Annotated in this window: 13 protein-coding genes and 4 pseudogenes; 7 read left to right on the forward strand and 10 right to left on the reverse strand. The window is 62.5% G+C overall.

Annotation, left to right across the window (positions count from 1 at the left end):
* Positions 1–844 precede the first annotated feature (844 nt).
* Both QFZ30_RS10425 and QFZ30_RS10430 read right to left on the reverse strand, forming a co-directional pair.
* Positions 845–1,672 carry a hypothetical protein gene (locus QFZ30_RS10425; protein WP_307075920.1) on the reverse strand — a complete coding sequence of 276 codons (828 nt, stop codon included), beginning with the start codon at positions 1,670–1,672 and terminating at the stop codon, positions 845–847.
* A gap of 297 nt (positions 1,673–1,969) precedes the next feature.
* Positions 1,970–2,416 carry an IS30 family transposase gene (locus QFZ30_RS10430; RefSeq protein WP_307075922.1) on the reverse strand — a complete coding sequence of 149 codons (447 nt, stop codon included), beginning with the start codon at positions 2,414–2,416 and terminating at the stop codon, positions 1,970–1,972.
* A gap of 1,638 nt (positions 2,417–4,054) precedes the next feature.
* On the opposite strand from QFZ30_RS10430, the gene QFZ30_RS10435 reads away from it, so the two are divergent.
* Positions 4,055–4,837: a hypothetical protein gene (locus QFZ30_RS10435; protein WP_307075923.1), complete on the forward strand. Its 783-nt coding sequence runs from the start codon at positions 4,055–4,057 to the stop codon at positions 4,835–4,837.
* A 25-nt stretch (positions 4,838–4,862) separates the two neighbouring features.
* Here QFZ30_RS10435 and QFZ30_RS10440 read toward each other — a convergent pair.
* The 6 genes and pseudogenes from QFZ30_RS10440 to QFZ30_RS10465 form a co-directional block, all read right to left on the reverse strand.
* Positions 4,863–5,108, reverse strand: a pseudogene (locus tag QFZ30_RS10440) (SulP family inorganic anion transporter); the annotation flags it as partial.
* Positions 5,109–5,978: 870 nt separating this feature from the next.
* A pseudogene (locus QFZ30_RS10445) lies at positions 5,979–6,488 on the reverse strand (alpha/beta fold hydrolase); the annotation flags it as partial.
* Positions 6,489–6,541: 53 nt separating this feature from the next.
* Positions 6,542–8,314, reverse strand: coding sequence for an amidohydrolase (locus tag QFZ30_RS10450; protein WP_307075925.1), 1,773 nt, complete (start codon positions 8,312–8,314; stop codon positions 6,542–6,544).
* Positions 8,315–8,326: 12 nt separating this feature from the next.
* The gene (locus tag QFZ30_RS10455) at positions 8,327–9,769 is read right to left on the reverse strand and encodes an aldehyde dehydrogenase family protein (protein ID WP_307075927.1); all 1,443 of its coding nucleotides are present in this window, start codon (positions 9,767–9,769) and stop codon (positions 8,327–8,329) included.
* Between the two features lie 43 nt (positions 9,770–9,812).
* Complete coding sequence (locus QFZ30_RS10460) at positions 9,813–11,465, reverse strand: thiamine pyrophosphate-binding protein (RefSeq protein WP_307075929.1); 1,653 nt, start codon at positions 11,463–11,465, stop codon at positions 9,813–9,815.
* A 119-nt stretch (positions 11,466–11,584) separates the two neighbouring features.
* The gene (locus tag QFZ30_RS10465) at positions 11,585–12,493 is read right to left on the reverse strand and encodes a LysR family transcriptional regulator (protein ID WP_307075931.1); all 909 of its coding nucleotides are present in this window, start codon (positions 12,491–12,493) and stop codon (positions 11,585–11,587) included.
* A gap of 208 nt (positions 12,494–12,701) precedes the next feature.
* On the opposite strand from QFZ30_RS10465, the gene QFZ30_RS10470 reads away from it, so the two are divergent.
* The 3 genes and pseudogenes from QFZ30_RS10470 (at position 12,702) to QFZ30_RS10480 (ending at position 16,814) form a co-directional block, all read left to right on the forward strand.
* A complete protein-coding gene (locus QFZ30_RS10470; protein ID WP_307075933.1) occupies positions 12,702–13,934 on the forward strand; it encodes an aminotransferase-like domain-containing protein in 1,233 nt (410 codons plus the stop codon).
* Between the two features lie 320 nt (positions 13,935–14,254).
* A pseudogene (locus QFZ30_RS10475) lies at positions 14,255–15,771 on the forward strand (amino acid permease).
* A 698-nt stretch (positions 15,772–16,469) separates the two neighbouring features.
* Complete coding sequence (locus tag QFZ30_RS10480; RefSeq protein WP_307075935.1) at positions 16,470–16,814, forward strand: hypothetical protein; 345 nt, start codon at positions 16,470–16,472, stop codon at positions 16,812–16,814.
* A gap of 794 nt (positions 16,815–17,608) precedes the next feature.
* Here QFZ30_RS10480 and QFZ30_RS10485 read toward each other — a convergent pair.
* Entirely contained in the window at positions 17,609–18,508 is a 900-nt protein-coding gene (locus QFZ30_RS10485; protein WP_307075937.1) for an RNA polymerase sigma-70 factor, read from the reverse strand.
* A 5-nt stretch (positions 18,509–18,513) separates the two neighbouring features.
* Complete coding sequence (locus QFZ30_RS10490; protein WP_307075939.1) at positions 18,514–19,095, reverse strand: carboxymuconolactone decarboxylase family protein; 582 nt, start codon at positions 19,093–19,095, stop codon at positions 18,514–18,516.
* 463 nt (positions 19,096–19,558) lie between these two features.
* Between QFZ30_RS10490 and QFZ30_RS10495 the strand changes: the two genes are divergently transcribed.
* From QFZ30_RS10495 to QFZ30_RS10505, 3 genes and pseudogenes are all read left to right on the forward strand, one after another.
* Positions 19,559–20,029: a hypothetical protein gene (locus QFZ30_RS10495; RefSeq protein ID WP_307075941.1), complete on the forward strand. Its 471-nt coding sequence runs from the start codon at positions 19,559–19,561 to the stop codon at positions 20,027–20,029.
* Positions 20,030–20,261: 232 nt separating this feature from the next.
* Positions 20,262–20,420, forward strand: a pseudogene (locus QFZ30_RS22120) (IS256 family transposase); the annotation flags it as partial.
* 211 nt (positions 20,421–20,631) lie between these two features.
* Positions 20,632–22,095, forward strand: a complete 1,464-nt coding sequence (locus QFZ30_RS10505) for a protein adenylyltransferase SelO (protein ID WP_307075943.1) — start codon at positions 20,632–20,634, stop codon at positions 22,093–22,095.
* Positions 22,096–22,910 lie beyond the last annotated feature (815 nt).

Below are 22,910 nucleotides of genomic sequence, written 5' to 3' on the forward strand. Positions count from 1 at the left end.
AACCTGGAACTCTCTCGTCGAGTTCCTTGATCCGCTCAAGGTGCCGCCCATGGAGTGCGTGCCGGCGATACGTGGCAACCCAGCTTGCCAGTGCCCGTTCGGCTGAATCGCCGGAAGCATAATGGGGCGGCCTTCCCTGGGCGTCCATCCATGCGATCAGCGCGTCCCGGCGATCCTGCCAAATCCTGTCACTGCCAAATCCTGTCACTGCTAAAGCCATAACCATCTGTCCATCCGGGACAATCCTCGTCGAGTATTGAGGCGACGGCCTGTTCCAGTTTCCCTTTCCGCTTGAGTAAGCGGATCCTGGCCAAGCGTCGATACAGCTGACCTTCTGACCTTCTTCACCAACGGGTGAGGCCGATATCTTTGGCAGCGTTCCGTGCTGCCGGAAGTAGGCCGCGATCAGTTCCGCGGAGGAAGTGACACCGGCCGACGCGATCGGGCGGGCATCTCCGGGCATCTCCAGGCATCTCCAGGCATCTCCAGGCATCTCCAGGCATCTCCAGGCGTCTCCCAACAATAATGCTGGTGTCTCACTTCCTTGAACCAAGACAGTCCGCTGAGGACATTTCGAGCCTGGCCTGGGTAGAGCGCAGCGGAAGCCAGACCCCTGATCGGGTTGTGCCCACTGTGGGCAGGTGGAGCCCTCCGCGCAGCTCAGGCTGGGCGGTTTCCAACAAACGTCACAACAGCTTCGAATTTCGAAGGTAACAGACTCCGAGTTGCAGCCAGTGGGGCAGCTCAGGGTGCGTCGGCCTAGCTGAGCAGCAGCCGATGTTCACTCATTCGGTTAAGCGGGTATACCGCGGTTCACTTCCTGCGCGGTCAGGCTGTTCCGGCCTCAATTGGGAAATGGGACGCCGCCCTTTGACGGGTCTGACGGGTCGGCGGCCCTGTGGAACACGTAGACCTCGACGTGGTCGCCGTTGAGCACGAATCGGGTGAGACCGTGGGCCTGGAACCACACCACCTCCGCGACGGTATCGAGGCCTTTGGGGGAACAGCCTTCGGCGCCGTTCCTCTCGCGAATCGCATGTGAGGCCACGAGCAGACAGACCATGCCGTAGCGAGACTCTCCGCTCCAGACACGGAGATCGCTGAAGTTCTCGTATTGCCGCAGCTCATTGGCACTGAGACCCATCGCGTCGAGAGTGCCGAGGTTGTCTTGAGGCTCATCGGTGTCCGCACCGACCGACTTCAATGCGAGCACGAAGTCCGGTACGGGCGCGGGCAAGTCTAGGTCTTCCCCACGGTGCTGCGCATCTGGGACGCGCAGCGCAATTTCAGTGGGCTCATCAGCAGGCAGCTGGAACAGCCATGCGACGTGAACCGTGATCAGGGCGAGGGCAGCGGTGGCGCCGCCGAGGATCATCAACCAGCGGCGGCGGCGCCACCACGGTGCCGCGGGGGCTCCGTCGACAGCCTGCGGGACCGATGTCGAAGTCGAGCGCGGCCCTTCGACCGGCTCAGCGACCGGGACGCGTTTCGGGACCGGGGCGGGATCGATGACGGGAGTCGGCTGTCTGTGTTGGGCGGCCTCCAGTTCGGTAAGCCGAGCCTGAGCCGCCACATCCCCCGCGATGTCGCCATCCCGTCCGTACGCGCGTCGCCGCAGGCGCTCCAACTCGCGAGCTTCCCCGCCCTCGGCCGACCCCAGCGGGCCATCCATGCCCTAAGTATCCACCCGGGCACCACCCGGGGCTAGAGGCATGACCCATACTCTGCTTTAAGGGGGCTTTCGCTCATTGAAGACGAACCAGCGTTAGGAAAGACGGTAGATCCAGCCGTGACTCCAAACTAACTCCTCATCTGTCCATACCTGGGGTCAATTCGGGTTATCCACGGCTGAATTGGGGAGCCTTCCAGGTAGCTCCCTGGCCGCCGTAGCGGTGGATAACGTTCGAGAATTGTCCCCATCTGTGGGCAGCTGACCAGTGCTTCAGGTGGCAGCGGAAACTGCGTTCGTTCAAAGCGCAGCAACGGTTTGGAGGGAAGCAAACCGCGCGGTTGCACTATCCCAGTCGAGGACGGCTCGCGGCCGTCCGTTGATCTCATCAGCGGCGAAGCGGACTTCGGCCTGTTCTACCGTGCTGAGGTCCGCGCCCTTACGAAAGTATTGGCGGAGCAGGCCGTTGGCATTCTCGTTCGAAGCACGTTGCCAGGGGCTGGCCGGATCACAGAAGTACACGAGAGTTCCCAGCGCCGCGGTGACCTCGGCGTGCTTGGCCATCTCGGAGCCCCGGTCCCACGTCAAGGTCCTCCGCAGCGTGGCCGGCATGACCCCCAGGGCCTCAAGGAGCTGGTCACGCATGTTATCCAAATTGAAAATGGGCCACGTGGTGGTGGTTCTATTGTGCCGCACTGGCGGCGGGTTGGTGTTTTTTGAGCCGGTAGCTGTTGCTTCGTCGACCACCAGGAGGCTTTAGCAGCGTCGGCCGAGGCGGGCGACGAAGTCTTGGTCAGATTCCGCGCAAGCGCGAGCAGCTTCTCAAGGTCGTTCACCCCAACATCGTGGCTCGGCCATGGGTTGATGACTTGCCGGACATCTTCTATTTGGGTGGTTCTGAGTTCAACCCCAAGTTCAAGATTGCCCGCTTTCGAGCTGCCCAGCCCTGCACCGGTCAGGTTCGCAGAACCAAGAAAACCGCGGCTGCCAACAATGAAGGTCTTGGCATGCAGGCGTGGCCAAGGGACAGCACAACGGATTTCTCCATGCCCTCACGTGATAAATGACCGACATAGATCCGCTGACCAACTAGGATTCCTTGGGTGCTAAGGAGCAGGAGCGTTGTTGGCCCCTCTAGAACATCAGCAGAAGCTCACCGCGCTCATCGATGTTTGGTTCATGGAACGAGCCGAATGCGGAGTGCGAGGGCTTGTTCCCAGATGCCGTTGACGATCAGTGTCCGGGGGCGTGTCAGCTTTGAGCGAGAGGCCAAGAGACGCACAGACGTTTTCGTCACCCGGGATGACTGCGGCGCGGCCGTCATTGAGAACACATACTGTCAGTGGGTCCGGAATCGGGTAGGAGGAACTCGGATCATGCAGACTTGGATGTGCTCTGCCGTTCGGGCTATTGGGGTCGAGCCCGTGTTGCGCCCACATGGCCCGACAGACTGCCAGCGCGTCCTCGATAGGGATAGGGTTGCGTTGCGTCGACGGCTCGCCCACCCTCGTGCCTTCCCCCAGGACACCTGTGCCGCCGGGGAACTGGTTGCCGTGAAGCTCGGCACGGGCGAAACAATCAACAGAACTCTTATCTGTGACCGGCATTTGCAGCGCTACGGCGGCCCGCTTGCGACCAAGGCAACCGCGACGCCTGCCAGCAGAATCCTATTGCCTTTGGTGTCGTGGAAGTGACGGTTTTCCGGCGTTCCGTCTTGCGCAACGTTTGCGAGGAGCTGTTCAATGGCTTTGCTGCGTTCCTCGCTGGAATTTGGCGCAAGGATGACCGAGCGAGCATGGAGAACCCCGTCAAGATCTCCAAAAGGGAAGGAGATGCCGCAGTTCTTGTTCTGTGCCGTGAGCCTGCCGGAACGGCTTCCAGCCAGCCCGTTCTGGTCGCATTAGTTCACAACACATTTGTGTTCTCGAATTCCCTCCCTGCCTTCAGCCCTCATGGGCTAAGGGACGGGAACTTGCATGAGCGAACGCGGGGCGGCCAGACGGCCAGAGGGCGAAGGCAGCTATGAGGGTCAGGAAAGCCGGCAAAGACGGCTCCAAACGATGTTAACTAGAACTGAAGTCAGAAGCGCTAGCGTGACCTGTATCGACGCCGTTCCGCGTAGACGCCGTCAACGCGTCCTCGGACTACGGAAAGTCGCCGAGTTTGAAACAATAAACAGAGCAGCACCAGCGGCATGGGAACTGTCCCCAGCTGTCTACTGAACCGTCAGCAGTCCCCTCTCCTGCTGTGACTGGCTCACTGCTACCGAACGAAGGGGTACGTCATCGTGAGCAGTATCGCCGTGGTCGGCGCCGACGTCTTCGGATCAGCACTGCTCCGTGAGTTGGCCGGTACTGGCACGTATGGGTTCCCCATGCGGCGTACATGTTGGCTGCCGTGATCACCAACGACGAGACGGATGGCGGCCGGCGCCGCCCGCTGCGGCTGCTCTTAGGCCTTTTGCTGCTCGGGGTGCTCGCGTCAGCTCTGGTGCTCCTCGCGCCCGGCTTGCTCAGTAGTTTGCGCACTGAGGACGGCTCGCTGCTGTGGCGCCCGGAGTGCGTCGTGGAAACCTCGGAAGGAGAGGTTGGACTCGACCGCGATGAAGCGCAGCTGGCCACCACTGCGGTGGCGCTCCTGGCCCGCGGGGTGGAAGCCCCGGACACCTCCGGCATCGATGCCGCGGTGTTGCAGTGGCTGGCCAATGGGCCACCCGAAGACGCTGGTCCCAGTCTGACCTGCCGAGGCTCGGCCGCCAGTGACCTGCAGGAACAACAGTTGGGTGTAACCGGCCTGACACCCCGCGCCGAGCAGTTGCGCGAGGCGATGACCGAGGTGTTCGGTGACCAAACCCTGGGCGGGTTCGCCTCGGGTGGCGTAGATCAGGGGCACGGAGCGGACTCGACGCACTACGACGGCCGGGCAATCGACATCTTCTTCCGCCCGGTGACCGAGGAGAACCGGCGTAACGGGTGGATCCTGGCTCACTGGCTCGTCGCTCACGCCGCAGACCTGAACATCCAGTACGTCATCTTCGACGACCGGTTCTGGAGCGTGCACGGCTCCCGAGGGCAATGGCAGGACTACGACGCACCTGAGCCCCGCAACGAGATCCTGCGTCATCTCGACCACGTGCACGTCGACGTATTGGGCGGAGGATCCGACTGAGGAGCAGTCTAAAACCTCAATCAGTGGCCTTGGGCATCTTCGGCAGTCCGAAGGCGATCATCAGAGCCAGGGCCACGAGGGGGTAGACCAGACACGGAACATTGATCAGTTCGGGGACCTGGGACATGAGGATCAGGATGGCCAGGGCGTTGACGAAGCCCACCATCACCGAGCGGGGAATGAAGCGCATGAGCTTCGCGACCCCGGACACGCCGAGAATGATTTGGAAGACTCCGGCCAGGATCACGGCCGCGACGAAGTAGTGCACGCCGTCCACACCCCTTTGGACGGGCATTCGGCCCCGAGCCCTCCCGCTCGCGTCGACAGACAGACGCGAACCGAGGAAGAAAAACTTGAAGAAGTTTCCCTCTAGTCATGTCATCGCCACAACGCTGGGACATGAATAGGTGAAGGCCAACCACGGCCATCGAAGGGGTTAGAAAGGAGACCCAATTACCCCAGATCCCCGCAGGCGGAGGGCCCACCAGCCAAGGGTCTGAACCCGCCACCCACATAACCGAATGGGTCACCGCGCTCCAGGCACAGACCCCGGCGAGCGTCAGAGGCGGCAAAATGTCAACATCTGTCAACAGTCAGAAGCCGAAAAGCCTCTGACCAGGTAAAACACTGTGCCCGAGGTGGGACTCGAACTGCATTCCAGCCCTTGCAAACACTGGGCTCTCGCGGAAACATGCGGAATCCGGCCCGATCCGACCGCAGTACGACCCAGTCCGAGACCTAAAGTGTGCACAATGTGCACACCCCCAAACTCGCTCCTGAGTACTACAAACGACAACCGCGTCCCCACTGAGGGAACGCGGATTTCCTTTGAGCTGGAACTACACACGAGATCGCCCTGCCTATTTCGGAGTGAGCAGGCACTCGCCGGGACAGCAACCCAACATGAAGAACTTCTTGGCGGTGACAACTCTTCACCTATCGCATGTCGGCAGACACTCACATGACCAGGTCAAGAATTGATTCCGCGGGCATCCAGCTCCTCGGAAACGGTCGCTGCTGTCACGAGGCGCGCGGGGGCCCCGGTGCTTGATCCCGGGGGTCACCCAACGAACCCTGGGTTGCCGGTTCACGAGATGCGATGCAGTCATCCCCGCACTCGCCTCCAACGAGATTTCGACTCGGGCCCGCCATAGTAGTCCCCGCCCTTGAAATTCACGTCCCTGCCGGATGGCCAGTGTCTGCGTCTGGCGAAGGCAATCTGTTCGGCGGTGCTGCTGGCGCCGATGGAAATTACGCCGCAGCGGCGTACCCGCTCCGGATAGCTGACGGCCCATTCCAGAGCGCGGGCCCCGCCCATTGAACCGCCCAGCACCGCATACCAGCTGCCGATGCCCAGGGCATCAGCCAGCCGGGCTTGGGCCGCGGTGGTGTCGCGGAGGGTTACAAGGGGGAATCTGGAACACCACGGCTGCCCGTCCGGGGCGGGCGTGGACGGTCCCGTGGGGCCATAGCAGCGGCCCACAATATTGATGGAAACAACGAAATACCGGTCCGTGTCCACAGGGGCGCCGGGGCCAGCCAGCTGGTCGCACCAGCCTCCTTCATCGCTGGCTCCCCTTGTCACATGCGTGTTGCCGGTCAGGGCGTGCTGGATGAGCACCGCGTTGGAGCGGTCCGGATTCAGGGTGCTGCGGGCGACGGCAATCGTCATGTGAGGATCTTTATCTTTGCCCTTGCTCACCGTTATCTGACCGGTAGGCCATCCTCAGTGGTGACCATGAGGCGATGGCCGCCCGATGAACTCCGCCGCGTCAGTGCAGCGTGTTGAAACTCTGCGGCGGTGGCCTGATAGGTGAAGCCTCCTCCGACGGCGGTGGCCAGCACTTCGAGTGCCCCTATGTCCGGAGCATCCAGGGGAGAAGCGGACAGCACCGTGAAGTCGGCCAGTTTTCCCGGCGTCAGGGAGCCTTTGATATTCATAGTTCCGGTGGTGGCAGCTGCGCCGGTTGTATATATGTCGAGCGCCTGGCGCGGGGTCAGCCGTTCGTCAGGGTTGCCGAACACTGCCCCGGAATCGGTGCGGCGGTCCACAAATGCCTGCATGCCGCGCAGGACATTCCCGTCCGCCACGGGTCGATCCGAGCTTCCGGCCAGGGTAACTCCCGCTTCGAGGAAGCTTGCGGCCCGGTAAGCCCAGGGCAAGCGGTCGTGTCCGAGAGAGGTTCTCATGCCGTCGCCTCCTTCACGGAAGAAGCTTGCCTGTGGGGTGACCGCGATGTCTGCTGTCGCCAAACGGGCCAACTGGTCCGGCCTGGTCATGGAGGCGTGTTCGATCCGGTTCGGGACGGTCCTTGGGCCGTAGGTAGCCTGGCAGTCGGCGATGATGTCGATGGCCAGGTCGATCGCACGGTCCCCGATGGCGTGGGCAGCTATGGACCAGCCTGCGGCGTAGGCCGCCTCGATCCGCTCCCTCAACTGCGCGGGCTCGGCCTGGAAGTACCCGACGTTCCCCGTGTTGTCCTTTTGGCCGTGGCTACAGAACTCGTGGCTCACAGCCGCGGTCTCCCCGAGCAGCGAGCCATCCAGGAAGACCTTGGTGGGTCCCAAGGACAGGTAGTCGTTCCCGAAACCTGTGCTGATCCCCAGGTCAAGTCCCTTGGGCGCGGCCGCGGAACTGTCCGAGCCGTGCCCGTTCAGGGCGTGCAGCACATCCAGGACCGGCATCACTTGGGCGCGGGCGTGCAGCCGCCCGTTTGCGGCGGCCCGCTGGTAGGCGGCTAGTTCTGAGGGGCTGTGCCCGATCCAGCCGCCTCCTACACCGGCCTCGGTGAAGCTGGTGATTCCCTCGGAGGCATAAAGGCGCGTGGCGCGATCAAGGGCGTCTTCGATGTCGGCGATTGAATAAGGCAGGATGAGTTGCTGGACCAATTCTTGTGCTGTCTCCTGAACGAGTCCGGTGGGCCGCCCGTTGGAGTCGCGGACTATCACGCCGCCGTCGGGATCCGGGAACGACGGCGACAGCGCACCTGCCAGCCGCAGCGCGGCGGTGTTCACCACGGCCATATGGCCGGAGTTGTGCCGCATGAACAGCGGCCGCTCGCCCGTGATCCGGTCCAGCGCCACAATATCCGGGAACTGGCCGTCGTGGTTCTGCTGGCTGAAGCCCGTGGCCATTAGCCACTTAGTGTCCTGACCAGCGGGCTTCTCCGCATCGGTTGTGCCAACCGTTGCCATGTCCGTTTCGAGCATGGCGTAGAGCTCGTCGAGGCCGCGGGCGGCGGAGACGTCCACCTCGCCCAGGCCCAGCCCGAACCATGTGGTGTGGCAGTGGGCGTCGATGAACCCGGGTGTGACGGTGGCGCCGTCAAGGTCCATGACCTGGGCCGCGTCCAGTCCGTCCAGTTCGTTATCGAGGCCGACGATGCGGCCCTGCCAGATTCCCAGCGAGGTGGCGTGCGGTCGACGGTCATCCATGGTGATGATGTCCGCGTTGCGCAGCAGAAGATCGAGTTTCATGGGGTTCCTGGGTTAGCGGTGGGAGGTGGTGACGGACTTGATGCGGGTGTAGTCCTCAAGCCCGAAGACGGACAGGTCCTTGCCGGTGCCGGAGTGCTTGAAGCCACCGTGAGGGGCCTCAGCAGGGATCACCTGGTGGCAGTTGATCCACACGGAACCGAAGTCGAGCTCGTTGGACACCCGTGTGACCACACCGTGGTTGTCGGACCAGACGCTGGAGGCCAGTGCGTACTTGGTGTCGTTGGCCAGCTCTATGGCCTCCTCCTCCGTGGCGAACGGTTGAACCGTGACCACCGGACCGAAGATCTCCTCGCACACCACCTCGTCGCTCTGGAAGACGCCGTCGATCACCGTAGGCTGGAAGTGGTATCCGGTGCCGGTGCGCTTGCCGCCGGACAGCACCGTGGCGTTGGCCGGGAGCCGGGAAATAAAGCCCTCCACCCGCTCGAGTTGGGCGGCACTGTTCAGCGGGCCGAGGTCCGCATCGTCACCGCCCACGGTGAGCGCGGCCGCCGCGGCCCCCAGCGCGGCCGCGAACTCGGCATGGATGGGCTGCTCCACCAGCACGCGGGTGACGGCGGTGCAGTCCTGGCCGGCGTTGAAGAAGGCGCTCAGAGCGATTTCCCGCGCGGTCCGGACGATGTCAACGTCGGCGAAGACGATCGCGGGTGCCTTGCCGCCAAGCTCCAGGTGGACGTCCTTGAGAGTTTTGGCCGCGGCAGACATGACCTGTGCACCGGCACGGGTGGAGCCGGTGATCGAGACCATTTCCGGGATCTCGTGGTCCACCATGGCGGCACCGGCATCACGGCCGCCACAGACGATGTTCACGACGCCGGCCGGGAACACTTCCTGGGCGAGTTCGCCCAGGAGCACCGTGGACCACGGCGTGGTGTCCGCAGGCTTGAGGACCAGGGTGTTGCCGGCGGCCAGGGCGGGCCCGATCTTCCAGATCGCCATCATGAAGGGGTAGTTCCACGGGGTGATCTGGGCGACTACTCCCAGCGGCTCACGACGGATGGTGGAGGTGAAACCCTGGATGTACTCCATGGAGGCCGTCCCTGACACCACCCGGCAGGCACCGGCGAAGAAACGCAGCTGGTCCGCGCCGCGCAGGATCTCCAATTCACGGGTCGCGGCACGGGGCTTGCCCGTGCACGCGACCTCGGCCTCCAGCAGTCGGTCCGCGTTCGTTTCGATGAGGTCTGCGAGCTGCAGCAGCAGCGCCTGGCGTTCGCCCGGCGTCGTGCGCTTGTAGCCCTTGAATGCCTGCTGCGCGGCTTGGAAGGCGGCGTCGACGGCGACTGCGTCGCTGACAGGGGCGGTGCCGATCTGGAGTCCGGTGCTGGGGTCGAAGAAGGGGAGGCTTGCCGGGGAGGCAACGGTCTGGCCGTTGATGATGTTCTTGAGCGTAATCACGTTGGGGCTCCGGTCAGTCGGTGGAGGTCGGGTCATCGGATTTTTGGAGGGAAAGGGCGCTTTCGCAGGAGTGTTGTGTTTAGGGCAGGCTGATTTTCTGGTCTGTGATGACGTGGATCAGCGCGGACCTGCGCTGCCCCATCACAGCCTTGAGGGCACGTTCGACGGCGCCGGCGGCCTCGGCGTCCGACGTCACCGTTTCGGCGTGGCCGTCGAAGGCGCGCATGAGCGCGGCGAAATCGGGATTGGACAGCTGGGTTCCGGAGACGCGGCCCGGGAAGTGACTCTCCTGATGGTCGCGGATTGTGGCGTATTGGCTGTTGTCCATGACGATGGCCAGCACCGGGACGCCGTATTGGCCTGCTGTTGCAAGTTCCTGGCCGTTCATGAGGAACTCGCCGTCGCCGCACACCGCGACGATAAGTCGCTCGGGGCTTTCCAGACCCGCCGCGACGGCGGACGGGATGGAGTACCCCATTGAGCCGTTTCGTGTGGCGAGCTGGGACGGGAAGACGTTCGTGGGGAAGAAGCGTTGCGCCCAAATGGTGTGATTGCCTGCACCCAGCGTGCACACGGCGTCATCCGGCAGGCGTTGTATGAGCTCGTTGATGACCACGCTCATGTGTGCTGTGCCGTCGGCTGTGGCGGTCAGGTCCACGTAGTCACCAATGGCAGACAGAGCCAAATGGGCCTCATAACCCCTGGCGCGCCACATGTCCCACTCCTTCGTCCTGCCCAGGTCGAGGCCTTCGACGGCCTCAGCGAACGCGACCGGTGAGGCGAGTAAATGAGCAGTGACTGCTCCGGAGCGCCCACGGAGCGTCGTGTCGATACTCACGAGGTAGTTGACGGCGTCCGGCCGCTGGCGGAGGGTGAATCCGTCGGTGGGCACATCTGTCGGGAGGGCGCCAATGGCAAGCAGGACATCGGCTTCGTCGAACATTTCGGCTGCCGTCGCACCGCGGCCGAAGCCGAGTGTTCCGATGTTGACCCGCGATGTGAAGGGTACCCTGTCGGACGCGTGCCAATCCTGCGCGACCGGGATGCCGTTGCGCGCGGCGAAGCTCGTGATCGCAGCGGCCGAATCCTGGGTCCATCGTTGCCCGCCCACGTAGATGAGCGGTTTCTCGGCGGCGGCGAGGGCCGTTTGGAGCTGGTGGAGTTCGCGCGGTGAAACTGCGCCTTCGGCGACTGGGATAGGTGTGGCTATCTTGCCTTCGAACTCCTTGGTGATGACGTCTTCGGGAAGTCCAACTATCACCGGCCCGGGCCGGCCGGACTTCGCTGCGAAGAACGCCTCCGCGACTATTTCGGAAGCGCGTCCGGGCTCGTCGAGGACGAAGACACGCTTGGCTTGTGTCCCGAACCAAGCACTCGGATCGAACTCCTGGAAGGATTCGCGCATGCGGTCAGCAACCGGTATCAGACCGACAAAGAGAACCATAGGGGTACCGTCCTGCCATGCGCTGTGGATGGCAACAGACGCGTTCGCTGCCCCTGGACCGCGCGTGACCATGGCGACACCGGGCTCCCCGGTGAACTTGCCGTGGGCCTCCGCCATGTACGCCGCGCCACCTTCATGGCGGGCGACGACGGTCTCGATGGACGTGCCGTGCAGCCCGTCGAGGACCGCGAGGTAGCTTTCGCCCGGGACCGCGAAGACGCGCTTTACGCCGTGGACGGCAAGCGAATCGACGATGGCCTGGCCTGCGTGACGCAGTTTGTGGTTCAAAGAGGGTCTCCTGATCCGAAGGTTGTGGGGTCGATATCAGTATTAGGAACACCACTCCATGCTGTCCAATGCATAGTTGGCACCAAGTCAATGCCAAACGGGCATTGACTTGCTCAGCGTCATTCGTCGAGGGTAATGCCCTCGGCCCTGAGAAAGCCGCGGATTCTGTGCGCCATCCGCTGGATGACCTCTTCGGCGTAGTGGCCGGGGATCCAGGCCACGTGCAGCGGCAGTGCCAGCGGTTCCAATTTGCCGTCCGATCTTGGGTCGTGCAGAACTACAATCGGATGCGCACCATACAGGGAGCCCTCGGTCACGAAGCCGACCCCCCGGCCGGCAGCAGCCAGTGCAACCACGGTTTGCCCGTCGTCGCACTCGGTCACCTCTGGGAACGTCATATCAGCCCGGCCGAGCACGTCGTCCAGGACGTAACGGCTGACGCTGTGGTGCGACGCCAGAATTGCAGTCGACCCCGCGAATCCCGTAATCGGCAGCTCCGTCACGCCTGCCCGTGCCCACTGGTGGTCCGCTGATACGAACGCCCTGACGGCCACCCTCCCCAGTGGAACGTGCCGCAATGCCCCGTCGCGCGCCGCCGGCGAGATCGCGAAGTCACTGCCACGCCGCAACGAATCACTCATGTCGAAATGGCTGACATCGCGCGGAATGATCTTCGGGTCATCCGGCCCCGTCGTGGCGATGAACGGCGCGAGGATGCGACGCAGTGTCGTACTGGTCGTCGCGGCGACGAGTTCCTCCACACGCCCTGTCCGTAGAGCCGTGGCCGCTTCCTCGAATCCGCGCGTCTCAACCATGAGCCGGCGCGCTACCGGCACCAGGGCCCGCCCTGCTGACGTGAGGGCAAGGCGGTTGCCCTGGGCCTCGAAGAGTTCAAGGCGCAGCTCGCGTTCCAGGGTTTTGATCTGTCGGCTCAGGGCCGGCTGGGCGACGTGCAGCGTTTCGGCAGCAGCAGTCACGGTTCCGGCATCAACCACTGCCAGAAAGTACTGAAGACGTTGAAAGTTCATGCCTCAATGATGTGGCATCAGCCTCTCCGCGGCATGGTCTCAATTCCGTCAGAAGGATGGGAACACAGGCAACAACGAGCGGGAACCATGCCCAAACGGCATGGATGTTAGTGATTCTCGGTCTTAGACAGCATCTCTGGAAGGTCCGATAGTAGAGGGAACATCCGCACGCAATCCGTCGTCCCCACTTGTGAAAGGAACCGCTTTCATGGCGCAATCGCCAGCCGTTCAGACTCCGTTCGACATCGCGCTGTCAGACCGGGCCAAAGCTGGTCTGCCCTCTGCGGTCCGAAAGATCTTTCGTGCGTCGCAGCGTTCTGGCATCATCTCCTTTGCCAACGGAGCTCCCTTCCTCGGAGCACTGCCGTTCGGCAGGTTGGCCGAGGACGCGCGGCGGGCCATCGCAGACCAAGGCTCGGTTGCCCTTCAGTATGGGTCGAGCGCTGGAATCCCGCAGCTGCGCCGGCACGTCGTTGACATCATGGCTCTTGAGGGCATCACAGCTCATCCCGATCAGGTCATCGTGACGGCGGGATCACAGCAGGCCCTCAACATGGCAGCTCACGCAACGATCAATCCCGGCGACGTAGTTTTCGCCGAGGGCCCGTCCTACGCCGGCGGCATGGCAGTCTTCACGAGCCACGAAGCCGAAATCGTCCACGTCCCGAGCGACAGCGAGGGGTTGATACCGGCAGAACTCGAAAGGCTCATTGCCGAAACCCGGGCTGCCGGCAGGACCCCCAAGGTGCTCTACACCATCCCCAATTTCCAGAACCCCGGAGGCGTGAACCTCTCCAGCCAGCGCCGGCTGGAGGTCGGGCACATCTGCCGGAACAACGGAATGTTGCTCTTTGAAGACAACCCCTACGGCCTTCTTGGCTTCGACGGACAGATAATGCCGGCACTTCAACCCGATTTCCCTGACATCACCTTCTACTTTGGGTCGTTCTCGAAGATGTTTGCCCCTGGGCTGCGCCTGGGATGGGTCATGGCTCCGGCTTCGATCCACGAGCACCTCATCAACATCGCTGAAACAGCCGCCTTGAATCCGGCCGTCTTCAACCAGCTCCTCATGTCAGCCTATCTCGACGACCCCGCATGGAAGGAAACCCTCGACGTCTACCGCGGAATCTACAAGGCGAAGTTCCAAGCCCTCGTCGAAACCCTCGAAACAGTCATGCCGGCAGGGACGTCCTGGAATAAGCCGACTGGAGGTTTCTACCTCTGGGTCAAGGTCCCCGACGGCATTGATACCGAGGAACTTGTCTACGAGGCGATCGAACGCGGCATCGTCTACGTCCCTGGGACGGCCTTTTATACGAACGGTACGGGCCGCTCGGAACTGCGACTGAGCTTTTGCCTTCCGTCCATCGACGAAATCCGGAAGGGCGCGGCGATCCTCGGCGAGCTCTTCACAGAGGCACTGGCCTCATCCAAATAACTCATGCCAGGCATGATCAATCCGGTGATCCCGGAGGTGTCAGCCAGGTGGCCCATGAGGTCATAGATATCGATGCCACCATCACCATGGTGGCGGAAACGGGCCAGCTCAGCTGAACGCCGTCGAACTGATCATTGCCGACAGCTTCACGAGAGCACCTTCTACCTGGAAGTCGCGTGCCGCACCCTCACGGCCACCGCATCCGGGGCATCACCGCGAAGATCGGAATGCTGCGCTTCACCATAGAGCAGCCGATCGGCATCGTCACAGCCCCCAACTACGCATATCGGCTACGCCTCCGACACCCCAAAAGGATTCCCATGACCAACGCACCCCTCACGGACCACACGGTCCCGCCGCAGGCGCACGCCACTAATAAGCTCCTTCACACGCGGAGGACCAGGGCTACCACAAGAGCCTGAAGCCGCGTCAGATCCAGATGATCGCGATCGGCGGCGCCATCGGCACCGGACTGTTCCTGGGTGCCGGCGGCCGCCTCAACGCAGCCGGACCCTCCCTTGCCATCGCGTACGCCGTGTGCGGCTTCTTTGCCTTCCTGATTCTTCGCGCGCTCGGGGAGCTAGTGCTGCACCGCCCATCGTCGGGCTCCTTCGTTTCTTACGCCCGTGAGTTCTTCGGCGAGAAAGCCGCATTCGTCTCCGGCTGGTTCTACTGGGTCACCTGGGCTACCACCACGATCGTGGATATCACCGCAGTAGCCCTCTACATGAACTTCTTTGGCAAGTACGTCGCCTGGATCGAGGCGGTGCCACAGTGGGCTTGGGCGCTGATCGCCCTCGTGGTGGTCGTAGGCATGAATATGGTCTCGGTCAAGGTGTTCGGCGAGATGGAGTTCTGGTTCGCGCTTATCAAGGTGGTCGCCTTGGTGTCATTCCTTGTGGTCGGCGTCTTCTTCGTCGTCTTCGGCACGCCGGTATCCGGCCAGGAGGTGGGCTTCAGCCTCATCACGGACAACGGCGGCATCTTCCCCAACGGCCTGCTGCCCCTGGTCTTGTTGATGGCGGGCGTGCTGTTCGCGTACGGAGCAATCGAACTCGTGGGCACTGCTGCGGGGGAGACCGAGAACCCCGAAAAGATCATGCCCAAGGCCATCAACTCTGTGGTCTTCCGCATCGCCGTGTTCTACGTCGGATCCGTCGTCCTGCTGGCCCTGCTGCTGCCCTACACCTCCTACGTCAAGGGCGTCAGCCCTTTCGTGACATTCTTCGGATCCATCGGAGTCCAAGGGATGGATGTGGTCATGAACCTCGTAGTACTCACCGCGGCACTGTCTTCCCTGAACGCCGGGTTGTACGCCACCGGCCGCATCCTGCGCTCCATGTCCGTGGCCGGTTCCGCGCCGAAGTTCGCCCAGCGCATGAACCGCGCAGGCGTCCCCTACGGCGGCATACTCCTGACGGCTGGCGTGTCGCTGCTCGGGGTCCCATTGAACTACTTGGTCCCGGCCGATGCCTTCGAGATCGTCCTCAGCGTCGCTGCCACGGGCACCATCGTCACCTGGGCAACTATCGTCTTGTGCCAGTTGCAGCTGAAACGGTGGGCGGATAAGGGCTGGCTGAATCGTCCGTCCTTCCGGATGTTCGGCGCCCCGTATACCGGCTACCTCTCGCTGCTGTTCCTTGCTGGCGTGCTGGTGATGGAGTTCATCGACTCCCCACTCACCATGCTGGTCACTGCCATCGCCTGCGCCCTCTTAGTGGTCGGCTGGTACATGAGCCGTAAGCGGATCCACGAAATCGCCGCAACCCGTGACGGCTTCACCGGCAGCTCGCCCGTGATCGCCAACCGCCCGCTGAACGGTCAGAAAATCAGCTAGCGGCAACCCAGCAACCCGAGCCTTTTCTCTTAGAGTGTTCCAGATGCTACCGGGAGAGAGTAGTCGCTGTAGCTGTAGTGTCCAGGCACGGCATCCTTGGCGTTCCCTGGCTGCCCGTTTCTTCCTTCCCTCCTCATTACGACACTGCGGGTTCCTTGCCGGAGCCCGCAGTGTCCAAGGGTGCCCCGCTTTGCAGGTCTGAATCTACCTCGCAATCAACACAAGTCCGTAGTTTCCGTTCCAGTTCCCAAGAGGTAGTCATCACGACCCGCAAGCGCAGGACCGCACAAAGGTCGGGCACCCACTCACCGGCGGTCGCCGCAATCTGAAGCGTAGCGGTGGGCACATCAGGGGATCTGTTAGTCCGGACACCCTTCGAGAAACCAGGCGCATTACGACCGGCAAGAACGGCGCCCAAGAGGTCCTCAACAGATTGGGCTAGGGTGGCGGCTGGTCATCAACGGAACTCTCCATTTCTTCGTACCGGCTACGCTGCGGGTCGCTTTACGAGCAGGATGACGAGTCTCGGGACTCGGCGGTCGCACACCCGCCCCACTCCCCCGCCTTCATGAACTGTCGGAAGCAACTTCGCTGTTTGTCATTCTGATCCCCATCATCGCTGGGCAGGTCCTTCGCGCAACCAGGGCGCCACGCGCCGGGCTCGATCCAAAGTTTCGGTCAGTGCTCCTCCGTCGCAAATGACCATCCGCGACGGGCACCTCGCCGGAGACAACACCGTCTACCCATACAACGGCGACCCCCAGGACGGTCTCACACTCCCGCTGAAAGCGACCCAGTCCAGCCAGATCAGCACCGAATTCGTCTACCGCGGCAGCACCATCCCACCGACAAACCGCATCACCCTGCCGCCCTCGACGAAAGAAGACCGCACAGCGGACGCCGTCGATGACCGCGTGAAAGCACTACACAAGATGAACACGGGCGAGGCCCTCGAACAAGCCAAGACGCTCTGGGAGGCATGCTGGACGCGATCAGATCCTGACCACGCCATGGAGGCCAACGGAAATGCGACTGCAAAGTAGAGAAGTCTTTCACAGCCGGAACCGGTCATGTCGCCCACTCCGTAAACCACAATGAAGAAGTAACGAAGAGCCGAGCCGTCGAGTCTTCAGTAGAAAGGAGCCACCGACCATAAAACGGCCACCAACAAAAAATGGGCCCCCCGGAGGGACCCATCAATGAACAATTTGTGCACACTCAGAGGCCCACAAGCCCCTGAAGAGGGAAAACACGTGCCCGAGGTGGGACTCGAACCGCATTCCAACCCCTGCAAACACTGGGAACTTCCGAAAACATAGCCAATCCGAGCCAGTCCGGCCGATGTACGGCCCAGTCCGAAGCGAAAAGTGTGCACAATGTGCACACCCTTCTTTTGCCCATTTCGCTGCCCCATTCGCCGACTCGGGCGCCCGGACGGGCTGGACTACACGGATTGCTTGATCCAGCACCAGTCCCCCACGTTGTCCTCTCGCACTTCGCATGGCGGCCTGTCCGCTACGACAACGACATCCCAGAATGGCGACCGCTCAAAGGCAAACCAGGAAGAGCTGGCTGAGGCCAGACCGAACGAAACGTCCATTATCGGCATTCGAAAGAGGCTGGGAAGCGGCTTTTTTGACAGCCTGCAGTCCGGGCCACCCAGTGACCAGTTGAAGGCGACGAATCGGTCGATGGATTACCGGGCGTTCCTAGGGACCGCGTTCGAAACCGAAGTAGGCGATCCCTTCCTCATCAAGTCGGACCACAGCTCCAAGACACCATAATGCCCTGGAGCGCGTTACGCCTGGCACCGAGTCGCTCTGGAGGGTCTGAGCGGCTAACGTGCCAGCCTGGTCTCCTCCTCCAAGTGGCCGAGTTTGTCCGGGTTCCGCATGGCGAAGATCCGTGCGATCCTGCCGTCCTCCACCACCAGGCTGATGAGTGACGGACCGCCTGCTTCGTCGTCGATCCGGATGCCGAGGGCGCCGTTGAGCCAGAGCAGAGCAATTTTCGGGTTGAGCGCGGCCTGCGGGAAGGACCGCAGCAGATTTGTCACCTTCTTCGCGCCGTACACCGGCACCCGAACTGCCTGGGCGACGCCGCCGCCGTCGGCGATGAGTACGACGTCAGGCGCCAGTACGTCCATCAAGCCCTGCACATCCCCGGTGGTGACCGCCGCCAGGAACCGTTCGACGACTTCCTGCTGCTCGCTGCGGTGCACGCGCATGCGGGGGCGCCGGGCGGCCACATGAGAGCGCGCACGGCTGACGATCTGGCGCACGGCGGCCGCTGACTTGCCCACGGCCTCGGCAATCTCCTCGTAGGGCACGTCGAAAACCTCCCGCAGTACGAAGACCGCCCGCTCCACAGGGGTGAGCGATTCGAGAACCGTGAGCATGGCGATCGAGACGCTTTCGGCCAGTTCCACGTCCTCGGCGACATCCGGCACGGTGAGCAGGGGCTCGGGCAGCCATTCCCCGACGTAATCCTCCCGTCGTCGTGACAGCGCGCGGAGGCGGTTGAGCGCCTGGCGGGTGACGATACGAACGAGGTAGGCCCGCGGGTCACGCACCTCTGCGCGGGCCCCTGCGCCCAGGTCCGACCACCGCAGCCAGGTCTCCTGCACCACGTCCTCGGCATCGGCGGCGGAGCCGATCATCTCGTAGGCGACGGTGAAGAGCAGGCTGCGGTGGGCGACGAAGAGGTCCAATTTGTCGGTGGTCCCGGAGTTGCCCATGTCGGTCAGGCTACTCCGCGCCCGCTTGGTACCGCGAGCGGCTTCAGGCCGCAGGCATCCGCGAATCCTTCGGACTCGATGCCCAGCGCGACGTTGCCGCGGGTTGTGAGGTTGGCGTAGCCGATGACGCTGGTCAGCTCAACCAGGGCCGGTGCGCCGAGCTGCTCGAGCAGCCGGGCAGCGAGCTCGTCCGTGACGATTACGGGAGTCGTGCTCATGGCCTCGGCATATTCCAGGACATCCCGCTCCAGGGGCGTGAAGACCCCGGAGTCGCGCCAGCGCGGGATCTGCTGAGCCTTGTCCAGGTCGAGGCCGTGGTTGTGCGCCATGAAGTAGTTGAAGTCCAGGCACCACGAGCACCCGATGAGGGAGGCTACGGCCATGTGAGCGTAGGACTTCAGCGACTCATCGCAGCTGTTCCACTTCTGCAGTTTCTGTCCGAAGCCCATGGATGCCTTGAGAACGGGCTGGTTGTGCCACATTACGCCCAGCGATTCCGGGACTTTGCCGAACATCTTCGTGCTGAACTTCTTGATGAGTGCGCCGTAGAAACCGGTGATTTCTGCGGCCGGGATCCTGGTGGTCATGACTCCTCCTGCGGGTCGGTTCTGGGTCCTACGACATGAAGACACCGCCCGCGCCAGATCTGTGACAGCGACGCCGCGAAACGAAGAGCGCGGCTAGGGCCAAGAAGAGCCGCGCAGGGGCAGCCGTGGGGCCTGAACGGGCCAAGAACGGCCCTGCGTGATAGGACCAATGAAAATAAGAAGGGAGACGGTGCAAACCGTCTCCCTTCTTGCGTTAGTTCAGTTGCATGGTCGTTTACCTCTTGGCGGGGAGAATCGAGTACCGGGTACTCGTGCGCTTCAACCCGCAGTGACTTGTACTGGTATTTGTACTAGAGCGCTGCCCGCATGCCGCTGCGAACATCAAGTGATCAAGTGGATGGGGGAATCGAATATGAAGCAGTATCGCCCATCTCGGAGCCCTTGCTGTGGCCTCTACGCATCTGGGTGCAGTGGCAAGACAACTTGAAGGAGAACGGTCAGTATGACCCCTCCCGAAGCGCAAGCCCCCGGCTTCCGGGTTGGGAAGCCCGTCTACGGGCCGACACCGTACGAAGCTGGAGAGCGGTTGGAGCCGCGGCCATGGCCTCTTGGCCCGCGTGAGAGCTACGGGAAAGTGGACTTTGATGACAGCGAGGGAAAGGCCGTCCTCACCGTCTACGTACAGCGCGAGCCCGATGAAGGTTACGTCCTGCACGTCGAGCACCTAGCCGCGCCGCTGCGGGTGGATGGTACGCTCCTTCGCCTGAGCCCGGCGCCTCACGTTGATAGGGACGCCGCGGACTTCCGCCGGATCACCGCTGCCCGGACGGCCGCCGCGAAGGCCCAGGCCGAGCTCGACGCCGCCGTCAGCGCAGCCCGCGCGAACGGAGACTCCTGGGAGGTTATCGGTGCCGCCCTCGGCACGTCCGCTCGAACTGCGCGGGAGCGGGAGTCGGCACCATCGAGGCTCTGAGTGAGAAATGTGGTCAGGAATCGGTGTAGGCGACTTCTGACATCTGCGCAGACGGCTTCTGAAAATGGCAGAACCTGAAGGTTCCCGCGTAACACTTCTGTCCCGGAAGTAATTCCACAACGCTCTTCCCGTAGCCGTGTCCGGAACGGGGGTGTCTGAATAGCGGTGGATCCGGGATTGGCCTCACATGCCGGGCGATGCCTGGCGGGGAGGACTGATCATGAGCGGAACCATGGTGCCGCTGGCGACTGAAGTGGATCAGCAAGAGTTAGCGCAGCAGCTCCTGGCCCAGGCCAGGGAACAGGGCGTCGACCTTGCCGGCCCGGACGGGCTGTTGAACCGGTTGACGAAAAATGCCCTGGAGACCGCTCTGGAAGCGGAGATGGACGAGCTCCCCGTCTCGACCGGTCCACCAACCAGCAAACGCCAACATAACCTCAGGGAACCTCTAAATGGGCGGTTCCAACTACCATTGAGTCAAGGCAATACCAGCCCTTGTCTCACATGTGATTGAAGGCGCCAGGGTCCTGCACCTTTCCCTATGTCTCCGACTTGGCTGGACGAAACCCTGACGGTCACGGCGTCGCCGCTATCCTTAATAGATGACTGCCGCAGCTGAATCCACCGTTACCTTGGACGGTCGCTTCGCCCGCGAGTTTGCCGAGATGGCTATTCCGTGGCGGGCGGAGGAAGTTCCTGACCCGCGACTGCTTGTACTCAACGAGCCGCTGGCAGCTGAGCTGGACCTGGACCCTGCCTTCCTCCGGAGTCCTGAGGGGCTTCTGATGCTGATTGGAAACAGGGTCCCCGACGGTGCCACACCGGTGGCGCAGGCCTACGCCGGTCACCAGTTCGGCTGGTACGCCCCTCGTCTGGGTGACGGGCGTGCCCTCCTGCTCGGTGAGGTCGCGCACACGGACGGCCAGCTTCGCGACCTCCACCTGAAAGGCTCCGGTCGCACACCATTCGCCCGCGGTGGTGACGGTCTCGCCGTCGTCGGTCCGATGCTGCGGGAGTATATCGTGAGCGAGGCGATGCACGCGTTGGGAATCCCCACCACACGATCCCTCGCCGTTGTGGCAACGGGGCGCCCCGTACAGCGTGAGACTGTCCTGCCGGGAGCCGTGCTCACCCGCGTGGCCAGCAGCCATCTCCGCGTGGGCAGCTTCCAATACGCAAGGGCCACCGGCAACATCGGCCTCCTGCGCCGACTCGCAGATCATGCAATCATCCGTCACCATCCCTCTGCCGCTGAAACCGGGAACCCCTATCTTGCACTGCTCCAGGCGGTGATCGCCGCCCAGGCTTCGCTGATGGCCCAGTGGATGCTGGTGGGTTTCGTCCACGGCGTGATGAACACAGACAACATGACGATCTCGGGCGAGACCATCGACTACGGTCCGTGTGCCTTCCTGGATGCATTCAACCCGGCCGCCGTCTACAGTTCCATCGACGAGGGTGGCCGCTACGCCTACCGCAACCAGCCGCTAGTGGCTGAGTGGAACCTGTCCCGGCTCGCCGAAACGCTCCTGCCGCTCATCCACGAGGACCAGGAGCAGGCGGTGGCGCTTGCAGTTGAATCACTCGAAACGTTCCGCGGGCAGTACAGTGCCGCCTGGTCGGCAGGCATGAAGGCCAAGCTTGGCCTGCATAACAACAGCGACGACGACGCGGCGTCGACTCTCGTCGACGAGCTACTGCCTCTCCTCCAGGAAAGTCCCGTCGACTACACCTCATTCTTCCGGAACCTCGCCAAAGCGGCCCGCGGGCATGCGGAATCGGCGCGGAGAATGGTCCTGGACCTGGCAGCGTTTGACGCCTGGACGGAACGCTGGCTCGCCTTAAAACCCGACGCCGACGCTATGGACCGGGTCAACCCTGCTTACATTCCCCGCAACCACCTCGTGGAAGAAGCCCTCGCTGCGGCCACTGAGGGCGATCTTGATCCGCTCAAAAGACTTCTGGACGCTGTGGCTGCTCCCTACGACGAGCGTACTGGTCTTGAGCAATACACCGCTGGCGCCCCGGAAGACTTCGGCGCATACCGCACCTTCTGCGGAACCTGACCCTAACAGCTAACCGACTTCGGACATTCCGTGACGACTTCGGAAAATGACACCGACACTGTTAGATCCGCGTAACTAGAGCGCCACAAAAGTTGTTCCAAAAGTCCCTCTCATTTCCAGCGTTCGGAAATGACCTTCGAAGCAACGGTCAGCCTACATGTGCAGGACCATTCGCAGCCGCCGTAAGTGGCGGTCCCCGACCTCGGAACAGCCTCCCCGAACCCTCACACCTCTGGCCAAACACGTATATGCGGCACTGCCTTGCAGCAGACAAGACCGTCGAATCTCAGTCTGCCAGCTCCCGATTGACCCGCGCCGAACGCACGCCCATGCCAACGAGTCGTTTCACAGGTTCCGGGACGAAGCAACAGCCCGCCGTCAGAACTTTGCTCGGCGGTAGTCATGTCGTTCAGCCCACGTGCCGCCAATGAATGCGTGTAGGGCTAGGAGAGAGGAGCATGCCAACCGTGATCAGGTGTTAAAAAACAGACTTAAGTGTGGACAATGTCCACACCACCTTTGGCCCGACAAATGTCCTTATCGACCCACGCACCTAGACGACTCGGAGCAGTTAGTCAGGAACAAGCTTAGAAAAAGTTGCCCCAAGTCATGTCATCAAGACAGTCAAGGACCATGAACAGGTAAGTGGCCAACCAGGCCGCCACAACCAAGAAAGGAACGCATAGCCCCAGTAGAGAGCAGGCGGAAGGCCCACTAGCCAGGGACTTGAACCCCCACCCACACACCTAAACAGGCCCCGCGGCGGCCAGGCCACAACCCGCGAACCTAGCGTCAGAGGACGCCACCACAAGCTT

The sequence above is a fragment of the Arthrobacter pascens genome, from assembly GCF_030815585.1.
Taxonomy (GTDB): Bacteria; Actinomycetota; Actinomycetes; order Actinomycetales; family Micrococcaceae; genus Arthrobacter; species Arthrobacter pascens_A.

Bases quoted from the DNA above. Each gene is read 5' to 3' on its own strand.
- QFZ30_RS10425 (WP_307075920.1), bottom strand. From the start codon at position 1,672: ATGGATGGCCCGCTGGGGTCGGCCGAGGGCGGGGAAGCTCGCGAGTTG.
- QFZ30_RS10435 (WP_307075923.1), top strand. From the start codon at position 4,055: ATGTTGGCTGCCGTGATCACCAACGACGAGACGGATGGCGGCCGGCGC.
- QFZ30_RS10450 (WP_307075925.1), bottom strand. From the start codon at position 8,314: ATGAAACTCGATCTTCTGCTGCGCAACGCGGACATCATCACCATGGAT.
- QFZ30_RS10455 (WP_307075927.1), bottom strand. From the start codon at position 9,769: ATGACCCGACCTCCACCGACTGACCGGAGCCCCAACGTGATTACGCTC.
- QFZ30_RS10465 (WP_307075931.1), bottom strand. From the start codon at position 12,493: ATGAACTTTCAACGTCTTCAGTACTTTCTGGCAGTGGTTGATGCCGGA.
- QFZ30_RS10470 (WP_307075933.1), top strand. From the start codon at position 12,702: ATGGCGCAATCGCCAGCCGTTCAGACTCCGTTCGACATCGCGCTGTCA.
- QFZ30_RS10480 (WP_307075935.1), top strand. From the start codon at position 16,470: ATGACCATCCGCGACGGGCACCTCGCCGGAGACAACACCGTCTACCCA.
- QFZ30_RS10485 (WP_307075937.1), bottom strand. From the start codon at position 18,508: ATGGGCAACTCCGGGACCACCGACAAATTGGACCTCTTCGTCGCCCAC.
- QFZ30_RS10490 (WP_307075939.1), bottom strand. From the start codon at position 19,095: ATGACCACCAGGATCCCGGCCGCAGAAATCACCGGTTTCTACGGCGCA.
- QFZ30_RS10495 (WP_307075941.1), top strand. From the start codon at position 19,559: ATGACCCCTCCCGAAGCGCAAGCCCCCGGCTTCCGGGTTGGGAAGCCC.
- QFZ30_RS10505 (WP_307075943.1), top strand. From the start codon at position 20,632: ATGACTGCCGCAGCTGAATCCACCGTTACCTTGGACGGTCGCTTCGCC.